General features: G+C 72.4%; 17 protein-coding genes. 8 read left to right on the top strand and 9 right to left on the bottom strand.

Features of this window, described 5'->3' with window-relative positions; translation table 11 throughout:
* Nucleotides 1–23: 23 nt before the first annotated feature.
* Complete coding sequence (locus CW362_RS02220; RefSeq protein ID WP_420856854.1) at nucleotides 24–1154, bottom strand: serine/threonine-protein kinase; 1131 nt, start codon at nucleotides 1152–1154, stop codon at nucleotides 24–26.
* Between the two features lie 472 nt (nucleotides 1155–1626).
* On the opposite strand from CW362_RS02220, the gene CW362_RS02215 reads away from it, so the two are divergent.
* Nucleotides 1627–2781, top strand: coding sequence for a S1 family peptidase (locus CW362_RS02215; RefSeq protein WP_103547552.1), 1155 nt, complete (start codon nucleotides 1627–1629; stop codon nucleotides 2779–2781).
* Nucleotides 2782–2849: 68 nt separating this feature from the next.
* On the opposite strand, the gene CW362_RS02210 is transcribed toward CW362_RS02215, so the two are convergent.
* The 3 genes from CW362_RS02210 to CW362_RS02200 form a co-directional block, all read right to left on the bottom strand.
* The gene (locus CW362_RS02210) at nucleotides 2850–5663 is read right to left on the bottom strand and encodes a hypothetical protein (RefSeq protein WP_103547550.1); all 2814 of its coding nucleotides are present in this window, start codon (nucleotides 5661–5663) and stop codon (nucleotides 2850–2852) included.
* 189 nt (nucleotides 5664–5852) lie between these two features.
* On the bottom strand, nucleotides 5853–8798 hold the full coding sequence (locus CW362_RS02205) for a type 1 periplasmic-binding domain-containing protein (RefSeq protein WP_103547549.1): 2946 nt from the start codon (nucleotides 8796–8798) through the stop codon (nucleotides 5853–5855).
* Nucleotides 8799–8978: 180 nt separating this feature from the next.
* Nucleotides 8979–10364, bottom strand: a complete 1386-nt coding sequence (locus tag CW362_RS02200) for a lipase family protein (protein WP_206300837.1) — start codon at nucleotides 10362–10364, stop codon at nucleotides 8979–8981.
* A gap of 681 nt (nucleotides 10365–11045) precedes the next feature.
* On the opposite strand from CW362_RS02200, the gene CW362_RS02195 reads away from it, so the two are divergent.
* Nucleotides 11046–11684: a TetR/AcrR family transcriptional regulator gene (locus CW362_RS02195; protein WP_103547547.1), complete on the top strand. Its 639-nt coding sequence runs from the start codon at nucleotides 11046–11048 to the stop codon at nucleotides 11682–11684.
* Nucleotides 11685–11889: 205 nt separating this feature from the next.
* Nucleotides 11890–13116 carry a chitinase gene (locus CW362_RS02190; RefSeq protein WP_206300831.1) on the top strand — a complete coding sequence of 409 codons (1227 nt, stop codon included), beginning with the start codon at nucleotides 11890–11892 and terminating at the stop codon, nucleotides 13114–13116.
* A 124-nt stretch (nucleotides 13117–13240) separates the two neighbouring features.
* On the opposite strand, the gene CW362_RS02185 is transcribed toward CW362_RS02190, so the two are convergent.
* Entirely contained in the window at nucleotides 13241–13603 is a 363-nt protein-coding gene (locus CW362_RS02185) for a DUF1330 domain-containing protein (RefSeq protein ID WP_103547545.1), read from the bottom strand.
* A gap of 329 nt (nucleotides 13604–13932) precedes the next feature.
* Between CW362_RS02185 and CW362_RS02180 the strand changes: the two genes are divergently transcribed.
* Nucleotides 13933–14754, top strand: coding sequence for a maleylpyruvate isomerase family mycothiol-dependent enzyme (locus CW362_RS02180; protein WP_376454676.1), 822 nt, complete (start codon nucleotides 13933–13935; stop codon nucleotides 14752–14754).
* Between the two features lie 81 nt (nucleotides 14755–14835).
* Here the strand turns inward: CW362_RS02180 and CW362_RS02175 are convergent, their stop codons facing one another.
* From CW362_RS02175 to CW362_RS02165, 3 genes are all read right to left on the bottom strand, one after another.
* Nucleotides 14836–16767 (bottom strand): glycoside hydrolase family 15 protein, encoded by a 1932-nt coding sequence (locus CW362_RS02175; protein ID WP_240657610.1) that lies wholly within the window; start codon nucleotides 16765–16767, stop codon nucleotides 14836–14838.
* A 148-nt stretch (nucleotides 16768–16915) separates the two neighbouring features.
* Entirely contained in the window at nucleotides 16916–17440 is a 525-nt protein-coding gene (locus CW362_RS02170; RefSeq protein ID WP_103547542.1) for a hypothetical protein, read from the bottom strand.
* 170 nt (nucleotides 17441–17610) lie between these two features.
* A complete protein-coding gene (locus CW362_RS02165) occupies nucleotides 17611–18030 on the bottom strand; it encodes an ATP-binding protein (RefSeq protein ID WP_103547541.1) in 420 nt (139 codons plus the stop codon).
* Between the two features lie 396 nt (nucleotides 18031–18426).
* Between CW362_RS02165 and CW362_RS02160 the strand changes: the two genes are divergently transcribed.
* On the top strand, nucleotides 18427–19107 hold the full coding sequence (locus CW362_RS02160; RefSeq protein WP_103547539.1) for a hypothetical protein: 681 nt from the start codon (nucleotides 18427–18429) through the stop codon (nucleotides 19105–19107).
* Between the two features lie 241 nt (nucleotides 19108–19348).
* Here the strand turns inward: CW362_RS02160 and CW362_RS02155 are convergent, their stop codons facing one another.
* Nucleotides 19349–19840 carry an FBP domain-containing protein gene (locus CW362_RS02155; protein ID WP_103547538.1) on the bottom strand — a complete coding sequence of 164 codons (492 nt, stop codon included), beginning with the start codon at nucleotides 19838–19840 and terminating at the stop codon, nucleotides 19349–19351.
* Between the two features lie 70 nt (nucleotides 19841–19910).
* Here CW362_RS02155 and CW362_RS02150 point away from each other — a divergent pair, with 70 nt between their 5' ends.
* The 3 genes from CW362_RS02150 (at nucleotide 19911) to CW362_RS02140 (ending at nucleotide 22722) form a co-directional block, all read left to right on the top strand.
* A complete protein-coding gene (locus tag CW362_RS02150; RefSeq protein WP_103547536.1) occupies nucleotides 19911–20480 on the top strand; it encodes a TetR/AcrR family transcriptional regulator in 570 nt (189 codons plus the stop codon).
* 240 nt (nucleotides 20481–20720) lie between these two features.
* On the top strand, nucleotides 20721–21776 hold the full coding sequence (locus CW362_RS02145; RefSeq protein WP_420856853.1) for a PucR family transcriptional regulator: 1056 nt from the start codon (nucleotides 20721–20723) through the stop codon (nucleotides 21774–21776).
* Nucleotides 21777–21849: 73 nt separating this feature from the next.
* Complete coding sequence (locus CW362_RS02140) at nucleotides 21850–22722, top strand: oxidoreductase (RefSeq protein ID WP_103547534.1); 873 nt, start codon at nucleotides 21850–21852, stop codon at nucleotides 22720–22722.
* Nucleotides 22723–22831 lie beyond the last annotated feature (109 nt).

Here is a 22831-nt window from a genome sequence, read left to right as displayed (position 1 = left end):
GCCCCCGGCCCGCGTCCGGCCGGTCACGAACCGGCGGGAGGGCCGGCCGGCTCCGTGGCGGCGGGAGAGGACGTGCTCACCCCTCCGGTCGAGCCGGACTCCGGGGTCTCCGCGGAGCTGCTGTCCGGCGAGAACACCGCCACGCCCACGAGCACCGCCAGCAGGAAGACCACGGCTCCGGCGGCCGCTCCCACGATCCTCCTCCGGTCCGCGAGGAGGTCGGCGAGGAGGTCGGAGGCTCCCGAGGAGCGCTGCCGTCTGCGCGACCGGTGGCCGCCGCCCGGGGTGTCCCTCACCACCGAGGGCAGGGCGTACGTGGTCGCGGGGCCCGCGGCCCTGACGTCCTGCCGGTACCGCCCCGGCTCCGGCATCGCGGCCGGGAGCGGTTCGGGGCGCCCCCGCCAGGCACCCGAGCTGTACCAGGCGGCCGCCTGGAGCGCGGTGGGCCGGTCCTCGGGCTGCTTGGCGAGAAGGCCGAGCAGGTAGTTCTCGAAGGCGGGCGGCAGATCGGCGCCGAGTTCGCGCGGCGGGGTCGGGGCGGTGTCGAGGTGGTGATGGAGGACCGCGACGGGACTTCCCGCCTGGAACGGCGGCCGTCCGGTGAGGAGTTGGTACAGGACGCAGCCCAGGGAGTACATGTCGGAGGGCGGCCCGGCGGTCTTGCCGAGGGCCCGCTCGGGAGCCAGGTACAGGCTGGTGCCGACGATCTGCCCGGTCGCGGTCAGACCACCCGCCGGGTCGTCCATGAAACGGGCGATCCCGAAGTCACCGATCTTGACGCTTCCCTCGGCGTCCAGAAGCAGGTTGCCGGGCTTGATGTCCCGGTGCACGATGCCCTGTTGGTGCGCGGCAGCCAGCCCCGCGGCGGCCTCGGCGGCGATCCGCGCGACCCGGTCGGCGGGGAGCCTCCCGGCGCCGGTGAGGACACCGGCGAGACTGTCGCCCTCGACCAGCTCCATCACGAGGAACAGCCGGTTGTCGTAGGCCCCGAAGTCCAGGACCCCCACCACATGACGGTGGTTGAGCAGGCCCGCGGTCTGGGCCTCCAGACGGAACCGGGCCGCGGCCGTCGGGTCGGCGTCCTGGGAGAGGAGCAGCTTCACGGCCACGGACCGGCCGATCATCTCGTCGTAGGCCCGCCACACCTCCCCCATCGCACCCCGCCCGAGAGTGGTCTGCAGCCGATACCGCCCCGCTATCAGCACTTGTGCTTCATCCTCACGCCGTTGGATTCCCGTCGAACGCCACGGCTCGATGCCCTACCGAGCATGAGTGATCATCGGGGCGCCGCAGCAGGTCGAGCCTACTGCCAACGCGACGGTGATCAGACGCTGTTCACCCTCGGCCTCAAGATCGCGGAGACCCTTCGGTGCGCCATCGGACGCTGACCGAACGTGACTCCGGGGATGGCCGCAAGGCCCGCCGAACGGGGTGCGGAAAGGCTTCCCGACGGCCGTGAACCACGAGAACCCCCCGCACTTCGGACACGGACCGACCGAGCGTCCACCGCATTTGGTATGGACCTGGTCGGAACCTGACACTACCCTCTTTCACGCAACTCTGAGAGCGCTCTCTCCTGCCCTTCGCCCCACTCACCGACCATCGGATCGACGAAAGGCAACCATCGTGAGACGCACCACAGTTCTGCGCATCGCCTTATCCGCCGGCCTGCTCGCCTGCGCCACGACGCTCGGCCCGGTCCAGGCCGCCGCCGGCGAGGCCCCCCTCACCGCCACGGCGTCCCGGGCACCCGCCTCCTCGGCACTCGTCTCGGCCATGCAGCACGACCTCGGACTCACCAGGCGGCAGGCGACCACCCGGCTGGCCCGGGAGGCCGCCGCGCGCGGCATCGAACGCACCGCCCGGCGCGCGGCCGGCGCCTCCTACGGGGGCTCCTGGTTCGACGCCGGGAGCGGCAGGCTCGTCGTGGCCGTCACCGAGGCCGCCTCACGCGACGCCGTCGAGGCGACCGGGGCGCGCGTCACCCTCGTCGAGCACAGCGGGCGACAGCTCGACGCCACCATGGCGCGCATCGACGCGCTCGACGCGCCTGCGGGCGTCGGCGGTTGGCACGTCGACCCCAGGGCCAACTCGGTGGTCGTCGACGTGGTGTCCACGCACAAGGACGACAACGATGTCCGGGCCTTCGTCACCCGTGCCCGGGCGGCCGGTCCCGTCACCGTGCGGCAGACCGCCGGGACACCGAGGACGTTCGCGGCCGGCACGGTGGGCGGCGATCCGTACTACACCGGCAACGTCCGCTGTTCCATAGGCTTCTCGGTGTACGGCGGCTTCGTCACCGCCGGGCACTGCGCCCAGCCGGGCGCCGGCGTCCGCGGCTGGGACGGCAGCTACATCGGCAACTTCCAGGGCTCCTCGTTCCCGGACAACGACTACGCCTGGGTCAACGTGGGCAGCGGCTGGTGGACCGTCCCCGTCGTCCTCGGCTGGGGCACCGTCTCCGACCAGCTCGTCCGGGGATCGGGCGAGGCCCCCGTCGGGGCGTCGATCTGCCGCTCCGGTTCGACCTCGCACTGGCACTGCGGCACCGTCCTCGCGAAGAACGAGACCGTCAACTACAGCCAGGGCGCGGTGCACCAGATGACCAAGACGAGCGTCTGCGCCGAACCCGGCGACTCGGGCGGCTCGTTCATCAGCGGTGACCAGGCACAGGGCGTCACCTCCGGCGGCTGGGGCAACTGCAGCAGCGGCGGCCAGACCTGGTACCAGCCCGTGAACGAGATCCTGAACCGCTACGGGCTCCGGCTGCACACCGCCTGAGCCGGACGCGCCGGTCCGCCCGCCGGGCGGGCGGACCGGCGCACCGGCGCTCGGGCCGGTGGCAGACCCTAGGCCGGGTCGCGCACCGTGCCGGTGAACTCCGGCCCGTTGTGCCGCGTACCGCTCTCGTCGTAGATCCGCAGCCGCAGCCGTACCGTCTCCGCGGGCTCGGTCACGGTGTCCGTCACCGTGGGGACGGTGATCTCCGCGCTCGTCCGGCCGGGCGGGACGTCGGCGTACAGGGAGAGTCCGCGCAGCCGGGACAGGGGCCGTGACGGCAGTGGCCTTTCCCCCGAGTTCATGTCCAGCCACCGGGGATCGACATCGGTGGTGGACAGTTCGGCGCCGGAGGTGACGGGCAGGACGACGACGTCGGCCGAGATCTCCACGTCGGCCGCTTCGGAGAGGGTGATCCGCCAGGTCAGCTTCCCGCCCTCGGTGGCACTCGCGGAGGCCGGGGCCACCCCGACGGTGGGTGCCGGATCGTCGTTCCGTGCCGTGACACCGCCCCGGTAGGAACCGGCCACAGCGCCGCGGACCGCCTTCACGAAGACGTCGTGGGACACGTCGTAGCCGTAGCGCGTGTCACCCCTGACCTCGACCCGCACCTCGGGACCGGGGCCGCCGGGCCGTACGGTCACCTCGCGCGAGGTGACCCCGCCCGTGCCGGGGTCGGCGACGAACAGGCGGACCCGTCCGTTCCCGTGCCCGGTGACCTTCACCGGCACGCGGTAGGTCCGCACGCCCGTGTCGCCCTCCTCGACGGTCAGCCGGCCGATGTCGACGCGCGCCAGGTCGGCGGCCCGGACGGCGGGGGTTCCGGCGCGCCATCCCCACGAGTCGACGAGCCACGCCCGTCCGGAGCCGGTGCGCGGAACGATCTCCAGGGACTTCAGCCGGTGCAGATCGACTCCCGCGCGGACGGCGGCGGCCAGCGGCAGCCGGACCTCCTGCCCCCAGTAGGAGGCGGTCCGGTCGGTCCCGGGCAGGCCGTCGAGACGCACGCGGCCCAGGGTCGCCCGGCGGCCGGAGGTGTCGGTCAGTCCGACGTCGAGCCGGGTGTCCCTGCTGTTGGGCGGAACGATCAGGCGCATCGCCAGAGCCCGGGAGCCGGCGATCGAGACCGGCTCCGCCGAACGGACCCGGACCGTGGAGCCGGCGGCCGACCACCGCAGCGCCACGGCACGCCGGCCCGGCTCCTTCGACGCCTCCCAGGGGACGAAGTGCGGCGAGACCCCGCTCCCGCCGGAGCCGAGGCAGGCCGCCGACACGACGTCGGTCACCTCCTCGCACAGCCTGCCGCCGTCGACGGTGACCCGCCCGTCCGGCAGGAACGCCGGAGTGCGGCGTCCGCCGACCGCGTGGGTGAGGGCCCGCACGGGACCGGCGGAGGGCGCGCGCCGGCCCGAACCGTCGAGCAGCGGCCGTACGCGGTCGTCACCGGCGACGAACAGCCGCGCGGCGGCGGCGATGTAGACCGCGCCGGCGGTCTGCTGCTGACGGGCCGTCAGCCTCGTGGCGGTACCCGGCGAGCACACCCGGTCGCGCTCGTCCCCGCTCCAGAAGTCGTCCTCCGCCGGTGCCTGGGCCTGGCCCGGCGTCCACTCGCTGTTGAAGAAGTTGTGGTTCGCGCCGACCATGTGGACGGCACTGTGCAGGGCGGCCCCGCGGCTGACTCCGCGTGTCGCGTCCACGTACATCTCGCCCTGGAGGTCGGACACGTCGCCGTCGCAGCCGGGCAGGATCGTCGCCGAGGGCACGTCGGGCGTCGGGTTGTGCCCGAAGACGGTGGGACCGATGAGGACGGTGCCGCGGATGTGCCAGCGCACCGGCCCGTGGTAGCCGTCCTGGTCGGCCGGGGCACCGTACAGGCTGTCCATGGCGGCCCGGTTCACGCCCTCACCACCGCGCGAGTGGCCGATCAGCAGGACGCGCGAGAGGTCGGCGGGGGCGGTCCGCCGCACGATCGGGGGCGCGGAGGCCGGATGAGCGGACCAGGCCGCCCAGCGGGCCAGGTGCTGCCGCACCAGGGAGGAGCGGGCCTGCGCGCCGCCGTCCTCCGCCGCGTAGTCCTGCCCGTTGATGCCGTTGGCGGCGATGGACACGGTCACGTACCCCTGCGAGGCCAGCAGCTTCTGGTCGGTGAGGTAGCCCCGGTAGCTCGGGATGGGCCGGGTGCCCGAGGGGCAGGGCCACGCGCCGCTCGCGTCGTCGCCGCGGACGCCGTAGCAGGTGGCGTGGCGGCCGTGCAGGAACAGGGCCAGCGGCCGGTGTCCCGGGGCGTTCGTGGGCGCGACCACCACGGCGCGCATCTCCACGCGCGCGGCGAAGCCGGGCAGGCGGACCGAGGGGAGCCTGTAGTCGCCGGTGGCCGTCCGGTAGGAGCCCGGCCTGCCGGGGTCGACGGCGTTCGCGGGAAGCCGGGCCGGGGGCCGGGCCGACAGTCCGGGCCGTTCTCCGGGCCGGTCGGGCCCGGCGGGCCGGTTCGGTCCGGCGCCCGCCGCGTCCAGGCGCCGTTCCCCGGTCCGCGCCTGGAGGCCGGACGGATCCCCGAGCCGTGCCGGGCCGAGCCTGAGCCGGAAGGAGCGGCCGTCCGGCGTCCCGACGGGCCGGCCGAGGAACCGGTCCCCGGCGTAGAACGCGACACCCGAGTCGCTGACGGGCACCGGCTCGTCCGAGTGCCAGACCAGTTGCCGCGCCGTTCCCTCGCCGGTGACGCTCCACCCGGCGGGAAGCCCGCCGTCGGCGTCCGCGGTCGGCGCGGGTCCCACGGACCGTGCGGAGCCGGCCGGGTCCTGCTGTGCCTGGGTCGATCCTGGCGATCCCGCGACCGCTGCGAGCAACACCGCAGCGACGATCCCTATCCGCCGGACACGGAACAAGGTTCTTCTCCTCCTGGTCGGCATTCACCCCCGTCGCCCCGTCGGTCCCGGAGCGCTCCCCCGTCCCACGAGGACGGAGGAGGAAGCCCGGGGGTTGCCTCGTACCGATGGCGTTTCCCGTCCCAACTGCCCCGAAGGGAAACGGAGTCGGGCGTCGGGGGCGGAGAAGGACATGCCTGAGGGGGAGGTTCAGTCGTCGTCGGGACAGAGGAAGTCCCCGGAGGGGCCCCAGCGCGTCACCGGTTTCTCCTCCGCGGCCACGGCTCCGCACGTCAGGTCGGTGACCTTCTTGCCGTCCGCGGTGATCTCCCGGATGTCGATCTCCTTGTTCACCGGGTACTTGTGGCCCTTGCCGAAGGTCATGATCCCCGACTCGCCGACGAAGTTCGTGACCCCCGTCGACTGGAGATAGGTGACGACGGCGCTGGGGGTGAACTTCGGGTCGGTGACCGCGATGTCGTTCATCACCGTGAAGAAGACGTTCAGCGCGTCGTACCCGGCGGCGGCGTCGCTGTCGGACGGGACCGCGTACTCCTTCCGGAAGTCGGTGGCGAAGGCCCCCTTGTCGTCGGGCAGGCTGAACTGGTTGTAGAAGAGGCTGAGCGAGCCGTACTGCTGTGCCATCAGTTCCGGATGCAGTACGAGACTGGGAGCGGCGCTCTCGGCCAGCACGGCGATGCGGCCCCGGTGCGTACGGCACTCCTTGTCCTTCTGGAGGTAGTAGAACAGGTCGTACATGACGCTGGACCGGCCCGCGTAGAGGACGAACCCGTCGGTCCTGCGGACCAGCGCGCAGATGCCGGCCGCCACCGAGGGGGTCTGGGCGTCCTTGCTCGATTCGCCGTACGGCACCGGGTAGACCGGCCCCGCCGAACCGTAGTTGCGGATGAACCGCTTCTTCAGGTCCACGCTGAAGTAGTGGTCGTGCGGGTCGAAGACCAGGACGGCGGCGGGAGCGGTGTGTCCCTGGGGGATCTTGGTCAGCGCCGCCAGCCGGGGCGAGCGCCGGGCGAAGGAGGCCATGACGCGCGCGACCCGTTCGTCCGGCGCCGAGAGCTGGAAGTACGACACCGGGGAGTCACCCTCGACCATGGGCTGGCCGGAGACCCCGGTGCCGAGGACCGTGACGCCCTGGGCATCGAGTTCGATCGCCGCCTGGAGGGACTCCGGACGGCTCTGCGTGAGACCGATGACGCCGGCGATGCGGTCCCGCTGGATACGGTCGATGATCATGCGGGCCACGTCGACGCCGCTGTGGTTCTTCGTGTTGAGTCCGCCGCGCGATCCGAAGGTGAAGTATTCGCCCGCGTTGGCGACGAGCAGCCGGATCGGCATCTGTGACTTGAGGAGCAGCTTGTTCGCCTGGTGCTGGGCGAGCAGCGCGCCGCGCAGCATCTGGAGACCCGTGGGCACGGCGCGGCGCGATGTGGAGCCGACGCTCAGCGGGGCGAAGAAGACCAGGGTGCGATAGGGCCTGGACCGGTCGACCTCCGCGTTCTGGCGGCCCAGCCGGGCTTCGAGGGAACGCAGTTCGTCCGCGTACAGACCGTGGGCGAGCTCGCAGTCGTCGCTGCCGTCGGTGATCCCCACCCGTTCGCCGGTGCCGACCTTCGGACACCAGGTGTCGGTGGCACGGGGTGCGGGGGCGGCTTCGGTGCCGGTGGGCGCCGCACCGGGCCACGGCACCTGGAACAGTCCGGCGGCGACCACCGCCAGCACGGCCGCGGCGGCCACGACGGGACGCAGCCAGTCGCTCGCGCGCCGCTCGCGGGAGCGCACCGTCCGCTGCGCCGCGGGCCGTTCGGCGCTCGTCCCGTTGTCGGGCACACGGGACAGCGGCACCGCGCGCACCGCCTCGACCTGCTGCCCCGAGGCACCCGCGGCGAGTACCGAGGCCACCGCACGAGCCGTCGCGCCGTAGGTGCTCGGCCCGGGATTCTGGCTCGGGACCCCAGGCCGGGGCAGGCCGACGGCGTACGGCGGGATGTCCGCCGTGGCGGCGCCGAGGACGAGCAGGGGGCAGTTCCCGGTCTCCTCGGCCACGGCGGAGAAGGAGTTCAGGAGTTTGCGGCTCGGGGAACCGTCGCCGCCGACCGTCGGCAGCAGCAGGACGAAGGGCCATCGCCTCCGGGGCCTGCGCGCGCTCCACACCGGCGGGCGGGCCGCCCGCGCCAGGTCGTGGATGAGCGCGGTCAGCAGGACCTGCCGGACCACGGCCTCGTCGCGGGCCGACACGGCGGAGGCCGCGGACCCGGCCGGGACCACCGGGGCCCCCGCGTCGGCGGGCCCCTCCCGGTCGGCCCTGTCCTGGGCCCGGGAACGCAGGTGGGCGTCGCGCAGGGACAGGGCGGCGTTGAGGAAGCTGCGCCCCGGCTCGTCCAGCATCCCGCCGACCCACCGGAGGCGGGCGCCGCGGTCGATCCGCACACCGTACGACCACCGCCACAGCCAGGCCAGTGGCGTGGTCACCAGCTTCGTGACGGCCGACCAGTGTCTGGCGCCGAGTTCCTCGCCGAGGGCGCCGACCTCGGCGGCGAAGCCGAACTTCCAGGCGTACTTGTCGTAGATCCGGTCGCGCAGCGCCCGCCGCTCGTCCCGCACGTCGCCGTCGACGACGGCGGCGCGCAGCACCGACAGACACGCGTCGAACTCGGGCAGCCGCAAGGTGCCGGAACCGTCCGGCATGGTGACGCGCAGCTGTCTGGCCACCCGGTCCAGCAGCCGTACGTGGGGGCCGTCCCGCTCCTCGGCGCCCTCCCCGGGGTGCTCGCAGGCGAGCAGTTCCTCGTCGACCAGCGCGTGGGGCGCGAGGCTGGCCAGGTGGCCCGTCCCGCCCGTGTCGAGGCGCACCAGGCGGTGGTGGTAGAGGTGCACCAGGTCCGGGAGCGCGGGATCGGGCTCGCCCTGTCCGGTGTCCGCCGGCGGGGCGCCGGGCGCGGTGGCGCCGTCCGCGGTCGTGCCGGGCGCGGGCTCGCGGGTGAGGAGCAGGGCGGGCAGCCGGTGTCTCGGGTGCTGCCGCCCGTGCGGGACGCCGGTCCGGCGGTCGACGACGTACCGGTCGATCACTCGGACGATGTCGTCGAAACCACTGGGGAGGACGAGATCGTTCTCGTTCGTCCGATGGTGTTGCGGCACGCGGGTCCTCCCGGATGCTGAGAAACAGGAGGCGAGCCTAGGAATTCCCGGACGGTTTCACGGTGCTTTGCCGCTAATGGGCACTCCTTGAGCGATGACGACCGCTTGCCTTTCGGATCGGATCCACGCGGGCGGACGGGCCCGGCGCCGTGGAACGGCGCCGGGCCCGCACCGCGCGGGTCAGGGCTGGAGGGGCATCGTCCAGCAGTTGGAGAAGGCGCGCTTGCCCTCCAGACGGTCGGTCAGCCATGAGATGGCGTCGCCCTGGTCGGTGAGGAGGGGCGCCATGTGGTTGGTGAGCAGTTTGTCGCCGAGGTTCGGCAGGATGACGGCGTCATAGGTGATGTCGGCGCCCTTGCGGCACCAGTCGACGGCGAGCTGACGCGCCTGGGCGTGCGGGACGATGTCGTCCTGGACCCCGGTGACCAGCCGTACGGGACTGGTCGGCTCGAGGTTTCCGATGCGTTGCTCGTCGAGGGTCCTCTGGAGCTCGGGCGAGCTCTCGACCAGTTGGCTGACGGACTTGCCGTCCTTCGTCCAGGACGTGCTCTTCTTGAACGCGTAGCCGAGGATCGCGTCGCCGACGCATGTCGTGGAGAGGTCGTTCAGCGCGGCCTTCCCCGCGGCGTTGAGGTTCGCGTCGGCGACGGCCTGCAGGTCGGGGTCGGCCTGTAGGAAGCCGTTGAGGGACCAGCCCAGGGCGCCGGCGAGGGCGCTGCCGTCGATACCCTTGATCACTTCGGTGAGGTCGGCGGGCGGCGCGCCGGAATAGGTCCCGGCCAGTGTGACGTCCGGGGCGTAGGAGGGCTGGAGTTCGGCCGCCGACGCGCTGGCGCCGCCGCCCTGGCTGTAGCCGAAGAGGCCGACGGGTGAGGCGGAGGTGACCGACGCCCCGGTCAGCGCGCGGGCCGCGCGGACGGCGTCGAGCAGCGCGTGGCCGCCGTCGAGGCGGTTGACGTACGTGTGGAGCCGGTCGGTGGCGCCGAGCCCGACGTAGTCGGTGACGACCACCGCCGCGCCGGTGGCGAGGAGCCGGTAGATGGCGAGGTCCTCGTAACCGACCGAGACCGTCTCGCCGTTCAGGGTGATCGGGTGCTGAAGACCCATGGAGGCCGCGCACTGGTCGCCCTGGCCCATGGTGCCGGGGGCCACGGCCACCAGGGGGCGCGGACCGTCGCCCTTCCAGTCGGCGGAGGGTTCGATGTAGGCGCCGGTCACGGCGACGGGCCGCCCGTTGGAGTCGGTCGACTTGTACATCAGACGGGTCGCGGTGCCGGGGAGCGGACCGTCGAGGCCGGGCAGGCTGATCGCGAGGGGGAGGGGTTCGCTGCGGATCAGGGCGCCGTTGGCGGCGGGGAGGTTCGCGGGCGGCGTGTAGAACGCGGGGATGGTCACGCCCCGGGACACCACGTCGCCCGTGCCTGCGGCCGCCGCGGGGAGCGCCTGGACGCCCAGGCAGGCGAGCACCGCGAGTGCGGTGGCGAGGAGGCGGCCCCGGTTCCGTGCGGCGGGACCGGGGTGCGCGGAGGGCGAGGGCCGCTCCGCGCGGGGACGCCGGCCGGACACCGGGTGCGGCTGACAGGTGCCGTGGGGCTGAGGGGTGCTGTGGGGCTGAGGGGTGCTGTGGGGTCGTTCCATACGGCTCACTCCCTGCTTCGTCAAAACGTGGGGGTCGTGCGGGCGGCCGACGGCGTCGATGGCGCGACGCCGGGTGTCGCTGGGGTGCCGGCGTCCATGGAGTGGCGCCGGTTGCGGCCGGGGTGCCGACCGGGCCGCAACCGGGGGACTGCCGGCGGCGTTCCGGGTCGGTGAAGGGGGAAGGGCGGCGCCCCGGTCCGGACGCGGGCAGGGCGGGACCACGCCCGGCCGCGTCGCGGAGGCGGACAGGACGAAGGCACCGCCCGCGCGCCGTCGGCCGGACGGCGCGCGGTACGGCGCCCGCCCGACGTCGTACGACGTCGGGCGGGGCGGCGTGGCCGGAGGGTTCCGTGTTCGGCGGAGCCTGGGGGCTCGTGGCTGCTGCTCCGCCGTCGCGTTCCGTTTCCCGCTGTCCTGTGCCGCTCTGTTCCTGTCTCTGTTCCCGGAAGTGGCGGACGTCGAAGTCCCGTTCGACGCCCACTAGTTACTCCCGAGTCACATCAGGAGAGTAGGAGCGGATGTCACTCAGTGACAAGATGTCTGCACGCGTCAGTTCTGCGCGGCTCGATATGCTGCTCCGGTCGATGAGACAGGGGTGGTGGGGCGACGGTGCGCGAAGCGGCACCCGCAGACCGGGCCACGACGGCCGCGCGGCCGTCACTGAGCGAACGACGCAAGGAGGCCCTCCGGCTGGACATAGCCCGCGAGGCCGTGCGCCTGTTCGTCTCCCAGGGCGTCACGAGCACCACCGGGGACCAGATCGCGGAGGCGGTGGGCGTCTCGACCCGTACGCTGTGGCGCCACTTCCCCACCAAGGAGAGCTGCGTACGTCCGTTGCTCACGGCGGGACTCGACGCCGCCACGGACCAACTGCGGCACTGGCCGCCGGAGACCGGCCTGCTGGACTTCCTCACCCGTTCCTGTCGCCACGGGACGCTGCCGTCCGCCGACCCCGCGGTGCTCGACCTGATCCGCATGACCCCCACCGAGCCCGCACTGCGTGCCGTCTGGCTCCAGGCGCACGACGACGCGCTGCCCGTCCTCACCGAGGTCCTCGCCCGGCGCTCCGGAGGGAGCGCCGACGACCTGCGGGTGAAGGTGCACGCGGCCACCGTCAACGGAGCGCTGCGCGCGGCGGCGGAGGACTTCGCCGTACGTTTCGCCGACGAGGCACGGGCCTCGGAGGAGGACCTGGCCGCATGCCTGCACGCCGCGCTCCACGCCGCGTCGGAGGGCCTGCCGTACTGACAGCCGGAGGACCTGCCGTACCGACAACGGCGCCCCGGGGCCCGGCAGTCGGCACCGCGGGCCACCGCACGGTCCCGGCCGGGACGGCCGACGGGTAAAGAGTTCATCTGGTCTAGTCCAAAACTCATTTGGTCTAGTCCAACATATTGACGTGATCGCGACAGAGCCCGGAGGCTGGAGGCTCCCCCACCCCTCTGGAGGCACAGTGAGACGTCTTCGCGCATGTCTGGGCGCGGCAGCCGCCGTGAGCCTGGCCGCGGTCGGCACGACCGCTCTCGTCGCGGGCAGCGCCTCGGGCGCGACCACCGCGCTCGGCAACCGGTGGTACGCCGCCGCCCCCTACCTGATGCCGACGGACAACGATCCGCCGGACGCGGGCGCCATCATGGACGCCACCGGCCTCAAGGCGTTCCAGCTCGCCTTCGTCCTCGCCCCCAACGGCGGCGGGTGCTCGCCCACTTGGGGCGGAACGTCGCCCGTCTCCTCGGACACCGCGGTGCAGTCGGTCATCAACACCATCCGCGCCAAGGGCGGCGACGTCTCCGTCTCGATCGGCGGCTACGGCGGCACCAAGCTCGGCCAGGCCTGCTCGGACCCGGCCGCCACCGCCGCCGCGTACCAGCAGGTCATCACCAAGTACGGCCTGCACGCGATCGACTTCGACCTCGAGGAGCCGGAGTACGAGAACACGGCCGCCGTGCACAACGAGATCGGCGCCGCCAAGATCCTCCAGCAGAACAACCCGGGCCTGTACGTGTCCGTCACCACGGCCGGAACGGCGGACGGAACAGGCTGGTTCGGCAAGCAGATGCTGCTGGAGGCGAAGTCCCAGGGCTTCACCCCGAACAACTTCTCCATCATGCCGTTCGACGGCGGCTTCAACGGCGCCGCGTCCCAGACGAGCGCGCTCGCCAACTTCAACACGATCCTCCGGTCGACGTTCGGCTGGGACCAGGCGACCGCGTACGCCCACGAGGGCTTCTCCGGCATGAACGGCCGCAGCGACACCGGCGAGTACTTCTCCCAGGCCGACTTCCAGACGGTGCTGGACTTCGCCACGAGCCACACCATGGACCGCTTCACCTTCTGGTCCCTCAATCGCGACCGCCAGTGCTCCCCAGCCGACAACGGCGGCCGTACGTCGGGCACCTGCTCCAGCGTGGCCCAGAACTCCTGGGACTTCGCGAAGTACTCGGTGAAGTTCGCCGGCGCGACCCCGCCCACCGGCACGCCCACACCGACCCCCACCCCGACGCCCACGCCCACACCGCCGGGCGGCGGCTGCAAGGCGGCCTGGAACGCGGCCACGGTCTACACCGCGGGCAACGAGGCCTCGTACAACCACCACAACTGGAAGGCCAAGTGGTGGACCCAGAACGAGGCGCCGACCGGCGCCGACTGGGGCCCGTGGCAGGACGAAGGCGCCTGCTGACACCTGAGCGGTCACGGACGGGGCCCCCGGGGGGTGCCCCGTCCGTGACCGTCGGCTCGCGGCCTCCCGCCGCGTGGTGCCCCGAGGGGACGGCGCCACCCGAGGTCCGGGCGGCGCCGTCCCCTCAGTCCGTGCCCCCGGGGCCGGCCGGGAGCGTCTCCCGCATCGCCTTCGCGGTGGCCGTCGGGTCGTAGCCGTCGGGAACGCCCGGGACCAGAATGATGTCCCCGTCGATGTGCCGTGAGCGCAGCGGAGCGATCTCCCGGTACGCGGGCGAGTCCCACCAGGCACGCGCCTCGGTGACACCGGGGAAGCCGATCACGACGACATGGCCGGGCCAGCCGCCCTCGAGCACCTCGTGCCGCGAGACGTGCACGAGGAAGCTGCCGCCGTACGGCTCGAAGGTGGCACCGATCCGCTCGATGTACTCGGCGATCTCGGGGTGCGGTGCGGCTTCCCGCAGGTGCCCTATGACGTACGCGGTCATGTCGTCCCTTCCTGCTGTCCGTTCTCCGTACACGGACGACCCTGCCAGGCACGCGCGGGGGCGTCGATTACCCGGGAGGTAAGCGGTGGAGGGGGCGGCGTGCCCGGGCGGCCGTGAGAACCCCTCGCGCCGCCGGGCCCCGGCCCTGACGCGAATGCCCCCTTATGCCTTCCGAGTCCCCTCTCCTCCGCGCGTCCTTCCTGTTCAGGGTCTTGTCGCCGCCTCCGATGCCTGGTCTTCTGTACGCCCGGTGGGCACATGGCGCCTCGCCGCATCACGGTCCGCCCGCGGCCCGGATGGGGCGGGGCCGACGAGGAGGGGCGAACGACGTGGACGCGGTGGCGGGGCAGGACGCACGGAGGGCGCTGCCCGACGGACTGGGCACGGCGATACGCGAGACCGCCGAGGAGATCGCCGCGCTGCTGCGGGCCGACGCCGACATGGAACGCCGGATCCCCGGGGCCGAGTGGAACGTCGGCGAGGCGGCCGCGCATCTCGGCCTGGCCAACGAACTGATGGCCCACATAGCGGCGGGGCGACCGCGCCCCTACGGGGACGGCACACCGCAGAGCCTCGCCGGGGCCAACGAGCGGTCGCTGGCGGAGTTCGGGGAGCGGCGGGCGGAACCCCTGGCCGAGATGATCGTCGAACACGCCGACGCCTGCGCGAGGGCGCTGGAGGAAGGCACCCCGGAGGGGTCCGTGGACACCCCGCTGGGCACGATGAGCCCACCGGAGCTCGGGGCGTACCTGCTCACGCACATGCTCGGCCACGGCTACGACCTCGCCCGCGCGCTGGGCCGGCCGCACATGCTCGACCGGGCTCGGGTCGGCCTGACCCTGCCGTTCCTGCTCAGGGTGATGCCGCGGGTGGCGGAGCCGCGCAACACCGCCGGCATGAACGCCCGCTACGCCGTACGGCTGTGGGGCGGCGGCGCGTTCGGCGTGACGCTGGCCGACGGCGCGGTGACCGTCGACGAGCGGCCGCCGGCCGGCCCGGACTGCACCATCTCCATCGAGCCGGTCACCTTCCTGCTGATGGCGCTCGGCCGCCAGGGACAGGCGGGCCCCATCCTCCGCGGCCGCATCCTCGTCCGGGGCCGCAAGCCCTGGCTCGCGCCCCGCTTCCCCGGCCTCTTCACCGCGCCCTGAGCGCGCGGACCGCTCTCCGCCACGGTCCCGGGGGCGCTGTCATCCCTCCCGGGCACCGGCCGGGCCCGCGGTCCCGAGGGGTCAGCCGAGCCTGCGGTCGAGGTTGAAGGCGGCGCTGATCAGCGCGAGATGGGTGAAGGCCTGGGGGAAGTTGCCGCACTGTTCACCGGTGTGGCCGATCTCCTCCGCGTACAGGCCGAGGTGGTTGGCGTAGGTGAGCATCTTCTCGAAGGCGAGCCGGGCCTCGTCGAGCCGGCCCGCCCTGGTGAGTGCCTCGACGTACCAGAACGAACAGATCGAGAAGGTGCCCTCCTCGCCCTCGAGGCCGTCGGGGCTCGTCTGCGGGTCGTAGCGGTAGACCAGGGAGTCGGAGACCAGGTCCTCGCCCAGGGCGTCGAGGGTGGCGAGCCATTTCGGGTCGGTCGGGGAGATGAACTTGCCCAGCGGCATCATGAGCAGCGAGGCGTCGAGGATGTCGCTGCTCTCGCACTGGGTGAAGGCGTTGCGGGCGGCGGACCAGCCCTGGCTCATGATGCGCTGGTAGATCGCGTCGCGGGCGTCGCCCCAGCGCAGGATGTCGGCGGGCAGGCCGCGGTGCCGGGCCAGCCGCATGGCACGTTCGATGGCCACCCAGCACATGACACGGGAGTAGAGGAAGGGTTTGCGGCCTCCTCGGGTCTCCCACACACCCTCGTCGGGCTGGTCCCAGTGCTCGCACACCCAGTCGACCAGTCCGTGGATGTTGTCCCAGTGCGCGCTGGAAAGCGGCTGGCCCCACTTGTCGTAGAGGTAGAGGCAGTCGATCAGGGCGCCGTAGATGTCCAGCTGGAGCTGGCCGACGGCGCCGTTGCCGATCCGTACGGGTGCGGATCCGCGATAGCCCTCGAGATGGGTCAGCTCCTGTTCGGGCAGCTCACGGCGCCCGTCGATGCCGTACATGATCTGCAGCGGGCCGTCGGGGCCGATGTCCTCCGGCACTTCGCTCTGGACGTGCTCGGACAGGAAGCCCATGAACGCCTCGGCCTCGTCGGTGAAGCCGAGGCGCAGCAGGGCGTACACGCAGAAGGCGGCGTCGCGGATCCACACGTAGCGGTAGTCCCAGTTGCGCTCGCCGCCGATCCGCTCGGGCAGGCTGGTGGTCGGCGCGGCGATGATGGCGCCGGTGGGGGCGTACGTGAGCAGTTTCAGGGTGAGGGCCGAGCGGTGCACCATCTCCCGCCAGCGGCCCCGGTAGCGCGACTGCGACAGCCAGTGCCGCCAGTAGCGCACGGTGGCCTTGAACTCCCGCTCGGCCTCCGTCACGGCGCAGAAGCGCGGTGCCACCTCGTCGGTGATCCGGTCGAGCGCGAAGACGGCGGTCTCCCCCTCGCGCAGCTTGAACAGCGACCACACGTCGGACCCCGCGGCCTCGATCGGCACCGTCGAGGTCAGGGCCAGCTTGAGCGCGGGTGTGGAGAAGACGGCATGGCCGGCGTCGACGCGCAGGGTGTGCGGGACCGTCCCGTAGGCGAAGCGGGGGGCCACCCGCGCACGGAACGGCAGGGTTCCGCGGACGCACACCACACGGCGGATCAGACGGTGCCGGTCGGCCTCGCGGGACTCGTCGACGACCGGCATGAAGTCCTGGATCTCCCCGACCCCGTCGTCCGCGAAGAACCGGGTGATCAGCACGTTCGTGTCGGGGAAGTAGAACTGCTTCGTACGCGCGGGGACGTCCGCGGCGAGTTCGAAGCGGCCGCCGCGGTCGGCGTCCAGGATCGAGGCGAAGACACTGGGCGCGTCGAAGCGCGGACAGCAGTACCAGTCGACGGTGCCGTCGGTGCCGACCAGGGCCGCGCTGCGCAGGTCGCCGATCAGACCGTGGTCGGCGATCGGCAGGTAGCGGGGAGTGCCCGTGCCGTACGGGCCACCGGGCGCGCCGCGGGTCCCGTCGTCGCCGTACGGGCCACCGGGCACGCCATGGGTCCCGTCGTCGGCTCCGGACCCGGAATTCATGTCTGCCGTACCGGCCATACCGGCCTCCTCTGGGCCGTCACCCGAGCCTCTCCCTCCGCTCCAGGCTAACGAGTCGTCCGGGGTCCGGGAGGTCGGCGCATGCGGGGCCGGGGTCTTCGGGCATGCGGGTCCCGGCGCCCAGGGCTCAGTACCCAGTGCTCAGTGCTCAGTGCTTCAGGACGACCTTGGCGGCCACGATGATCAGTCCGAGGGCCAGGTTGACGAAGCCCTCGGCGACGACCAGCCCGCGGGGGGCGCCCGCGCGGACGGCTCCGAGACACGCCCACATGACCTGCTGGGCCACCGCGATGCCCAGGGCGATCCACAGGCCCGTGTTCACGCTCAGCCCGAACACGGCGCTGAGGGCCACCGCGGCGGCGGGCAGGGTGGCCGCCTCGACGATGGACCACTCGTGCGCGGCGGTCCGGCGGATCTGGCGCAGGGACCAGCGCTGGCCGACGACGCGTTCCCCGACGAGTTCCGCGTACACGTGGGTCGCCCAGAAGACCAGGCCGGTGATCATCAGCAGCACGATGGCCTGGAGCCGCGGGTACTCCCCTGTCGTTCCGGCCGTGGCCACCACGGAGGCGGCCAGGATCGAGCCGTAGATGGCGCCGGCGTAGTCGGTCCGGTGGCTCGCCGACCGGTCCGCGCCGTCCCCGCTCTCAGGCGGAACGCTGGAGCCACTCACCCGTTCACGATAGGCGTCGGGCCATGAGCGTGCCCGGTGGGTGGGCCGGACGTGCGGGCCCGCCGCGCGCCGACGGCCGTCGCCCCGGGAGCCGTACGGCGGGCCGTCGTGGAGGCGTACCGCGATTCACCGGCGGCGACCGGGCGGCCCGGCCCCGGGAGACAGGGGTCTCAGCCGTCGTCACCACCCTGTCGGGCGCCGGCCGGGCGGAAGCACGCGGTGACCGTCTTCCCGTGCCGCTGGCACTTCATGCCCCACTCGTCGGCGAGCATCCGCACGATCCCCACCCCCCGGCCCGACACCGCTCCCGGCTCCGGGGCACGCTGGAGCGGCAGGGCGGGGTCCTCGTCGTGGACGCTCACGTGCAGGCAGTCGCCGTCCCAGGTCAGAACGAGATGCGCGTCGCTGCGAGCGTGGATGTGGGCGTTGGTGAGCAGCTCGGACACCGTCAGCACGACGGCGTCCACCGTCTCGGGCTCCTCCGCCGTCCACGCCAGGGACTCCAGGTGTCCACGGGTCCAGCGCCGTCCGGCGGCCACCCCTCCGGAAACCGGGAACGAGTGCGCCCAGCCCATCGCCTTGACCGCCATCGCCCGACCTCGCTTCCGCTCTCGTCGTCCATGTCCTCTCCCCGGCCGTGTACCCGGAAGCCGCCCGCGCAGTCGGCACCATCGTCCGCGCCCCGGCACATCACGGCTCCACACCTGTCCCGCGGACGAGTTCGGGCAACACTTCATGTGTCCGGCACACAACCCCGGCGGCGCGCGGGGGAGTCAATAACGCACCACTGCCCGGCCTCCACTTTGGGGCGAACCGTCACGCGAAAGGAACAACGAGCCAACACTGTCCGTACTATCTGTAAGCCGGGGCATACGCATCACGTGCGGTCGTCCAGCCATGCAGCCGGTCAACACCAACGCGCCCCGCCCCGCGGCGCTTTCCCCGTGTGTTCATGTGGCGACCGCGCACCGAAGAGAGGTCCCATCGTGCCCGACACCAAGACTCCCACCGGACTGACATCGCAGTACACGGCCCAGGTGGTCGCCGACCTGGAGCGCAATGCCAAGGAACAAGAACGCATCGGCGCGGAAATGGAGGAGTTGCAGGAGCAGTTGAACGCCCTGCGGCACGACCACGCCGTCCTCACCAACCTGCACCAGGCGTTGGGAGCCACGAGCGCGCCCGTCGAGACCGGCCCCGAGCCGACGGCGGCGCCCGCGGTACCCCGTCAGAAGACGGCCGCAAAGTCCGCCGGAGGCAGGCGCGCACGGACGAGGAAGGCCGACACCAAGAAGGCCGACACCAAGAAGGCGGACACCGCGAAGAGCACGGCGGCGCGGACCTCCGCGGCCAAGAAGCCCGCGGCCAAGGCCACCTCGGACCAGCCCACCCTCATCGAACTCATCCGCCGCTACCTCACGGAGCAGCGGGAACCGCGCTCCGCGGCGGAGGTGTCCACGGCACTGGGCCAGACCCATCCCGACCGTCGCATCCAGACCAACGTCGTCCGGACCAGCCTCGAGAACCTGGTGGCCAAGAGCCATGTCCACCGCGCCAAGCAGGGCAGTTCCGTGTTCTACACGGCCGTCGACGCCGAAGAGGCGTCGGTGCCGTCGCCGGGCGCGGAGCAGCCGGTGAAGGCGGAGGCGGGGACGTCCGGCGACTGAACCGCTCAACCCCGTTCCACCGTACGACGCTTGGACATCCGCGCGACCTCTTCGATCCCGCGGGTGGGCTCTCTCCCACAGGCGGTCTCCGGCACCGCGACGACAGGTGAGGTCCCGCAGAGCGACAGGTGAGGTCCCGCGGGGGCCGGTGAAGTCCCGCGGGGGCCGGTGAGGTCCGGTGCCACGGCCGCGGCGTTCGCGCCGCGGCCCGTCGCCGTGCCCCGCCGCCGCACAGCGCCGCTCAGGCCGTCACCTTGGCGACGAACGCGGCGAGGTTCGCCACGGTCCGCTGGATCTTCTCCTCCAGGGTCAGCGACTCGTGGAGCCGCCCGCCGACGCCCGCGTCCCTCTTCCCCCGCACGTACAGCGAACAGGCGAGGTCACTACAGATGTAGGCACCGACCGAGTTGCCCTGCTGACCGGCCCTGCCCGCCTTGGGCGCGACCATCAGGGAGACACCTCCGGTGTGGGTGGTCACGCACATGGAACACATGCTGCGCCGCAACTGCCCCACGGTCGTACCGGGGCAGCGCAGCGTGATGCCCTTGAGGCCGTCGCCCAGCTCGGCCACGACATAGGCACGGTCGGGCGCCTGGGGGTCCCGCCAGCCGAGGTAGTCCAGGTCGTCCCAGGGCCTCTCGGCCAGGTCGCGCGGGACGGAGAGGCGCTTGGCCTCGCCCTTGGTGCAGTTCACGAACGCGGTACGGATCTCTTGCTCGGTCAACGGCTTCATAAGACTCACGGTAATTTGCCTAAAGGCTTTAGGCAAATGCATAATCGATTAAGCCGAGGAGAGGAAGGACATGGGCCGCGTAGGGCTGAACACCGAACGCCTGACACGGGCGGGGGCCGAACTGGCCGACGAGGTCGGCTTCGATCAGGTGACCGTCTCGGCGCTGGCCAGGCGGTTCGACGTCAAGGTGGCGAGCCTGTACTCGCACGTGAAGAACTCGCAGGACCTCAGGACCCGGATCGCCCTGCTGGCCCTGGACGAACTCGCCGAGAGGGGAGCCGCCGCGCTGGCCGGGCGGGCCGGCAAGGACGCCCTGACCGCCTTCGCCGGCGTCTACCGCGACTACGCCCGGGAACACCCAGGCCGCTACGCCGCCGCGCAACTGAGACTCGACCCGGAGACCGCGGCGGCGAGCGCGGGCGTCAAGCACGCGCGGATGATGCGCGCGATCCTGCGGGGGTACGACCTCACGGAACCGGACGAGACCCACGCGGTCCGGATGCTGGGCAGCGTGTTCCACGGCTATGTGAGCCTGGAGATGAGCGGAGGCTTCAGCCACAGCGCCCCCGACTCGGAGGAAAGCTGGGCGCGTGTCATGGACGCCCTCGACGCCCTGTTGCGGAACTGGCCCGCCCCCTGAGTCCGGCATCCTTGCCGACCGGGCACACGCCGGCGGCCCCGGCGGCCCGGGTCCCGTGCCGGACACCCTCGATCCTTCCGGTGTCCGGCACAGGACCGTCCGCCGTGCTCCCCGCCGACATCGTGCATCCCCGTGCATGGCATGCGCATTGCCGGTTCCCGGCAGTGTTGCCTAGGCTCTGTGTGCCGGTCACCACCGAGAAGTCGTCACCGGGCCGTCGAGGAACCGGGGGACGAACTGATGGAACGGCAGACACCCGAGCAGTACCTGGAGGGCTACGCCCGGATACTGGCCGATGTCTCCGTCACCGGCAGGCGCCTGACCCGGGACGAGATCGAGTCCCGACGGGCCCTGGGTGAACGGGCCGCCGACGCCGGTCACGGCCTGCCCGCCCTCGTCAGCGCCCACCTCTCCGCCGCCCGCGCCGCCTGGCCCGCCTCACCCGGTTCGGCCGACCGCGCGCTCGCCACGGTCCAGCAGGTCATCGACGCCTTCACCGAGGGCTACGGCCGGGCCCAGCTCCTCGCCGTGCGCAAGGAGGAGGCCGCCCGGCGCGAGTTCATCGACGACCTGCTCTACGGGCGCAGCGACCTGGGCCGTCTGGCCGAGCGCGCGGAGCGTTTCGGTCTGCGGCTCTCCCCCACGCACGCCGTCGCCGTCGCGCGGGGCCCGGCGGTCTACGACGAGTCGGCGCCGGTGCCCCGCCAGGTGGAACGGGAGCTCATCGCCCGCTTCGGCGACCGCAGCATCCTGTTCACCACCAAGGACGGCAGGATGCTGTGCATCGCCCCCGGCGAACAGGACGACGTCCTCACCCACTTCGCGAAACAGGCGCACGCGGCGGCCGACGGCGGACAGGTGGCGATCGGCCGTTCCCAGCCCGGCCCCCGCGGGATCGTCCAGTCCTACGAGGAGGCGCTGAACGCCCTCGAACTCGCCGAGCGGCTCGGCCTGGACACGCCCGTGCTGCGCGCCGCCGACCTGCTCGTGTACCCGGTGCTGACCCGGGACCGCCAGGCGATGACCGACCTGGTCCTCGTCACCCTCGGTCCCCTCACCGGCGCCCGCGGCGGCGCCCGGCCGCTCCTGGACACGCTCACCGCGTACTTCGACACGGGCTGCGTCGCCGCCGCGGCGGCCCGTCGGCTCTCCTTGAGCGTGCGGGCCCTGACGTACCGTCTCGAACGCATCCACCAGCTCACCGGCGCCGACCCCGCCGATCCGGCGCACCGCTACACGCTGCAGACCGCGGTCATCGGCGCCCGGCTGCTGGACTGGCCCGCGCGGAGCCTGTGACCCGGCGACGGCCGGGACCGGAAGCCCCCGGACAGCGGTCCGTGCCACCGGTATCGCCTTGCGCCCGGCGTCTATGGTGGTGATCGTGACGACTCAACGATGGGAACTCGGCGGCGACTTGGACGTCGCGCGCATCGGATACGGCGCGATGAAGCTGACCGGCTGGCCGAGGGGCGAACGGCCGGACCGGGACACCTCACTGGGGATCCTGCGCCGCGCCGTGGAACTCGGGGTGAACCACATCGACACCTCGTACTACTACGCGCGTGACGGGGTGTCGGCGAACGAGCTGATCCGGGAGGCACTGCACCCCTACCCGGACGACCTGGTGATCGTGACCAAGGTGGGCGCGCTGGTCGAGGGCGCCGACATCGCCCTGCCCGCGGCCGAGAAGACGGGCCTGACGGCCGACAACCTGCGCCGGGGGGTCGAGGCGAACCTGCGCTCGCTCGGCCTGGACCGGATGGACGTGGTGAACCTCCGGATGGGCGACCTCGGCGGGGCCGACGCCGTGTCCCTGGCCGAGCCGCTGGAGACGCTGCTGGCGCTGCGCGAGGAGGGCCTGATCCGGCATCTGGGCATCTCCAACATCTCGGCGGACGACTTCGCCGAGGCCCGCAAGATCGCGCCCATCTCCTGCGTCCAGAACCTCTACAACCTGTCCCGGCGCGACGACGATCCCCTCGTCGACGCCTGCGCGGAGGCCGGGGTCGCCTACGTCCCCTTCTTCCCGGTCGGCGGCTTCCAGCCGGTCACCGCCGAGCACCTGGAGGCCGTGGCCGCACGCCACGACGCGACCACACCGCAGGTGGCCCTGGCCTGGCTGCTGGCCCGGTCGCCCAACATCCTCCTCATCCCCGGCACCGGCTCCCTGGCACACCTGGAGGAGAACATCGCCGCCGGTGCCCTCGAACTGACCGCCGAGGACCTCGCCGAACTGGGGTGACGAACGCCCGGCGATCCGTTCCGCGCCTCCTGCAACCGAAGCGGCCCCGATCGTGTCTCAGCACACGACTGGAGCGCGCGGGGACCGGAATGCCCCGCGCGCCCCACGT

The organism is Streptomyces populi, assembly GCF_002911015.1.
In the GTDB taxonomy this organism is placed as follows: Bacteria; Actinomycetota; Actinomycetes; order Streptomycetales; family Streptomycetaceae; genus Streptomyces; species Streptomyces populi.
This window is presented reverse-complemented; position numbering and strand designations above follow the sequence as displayed.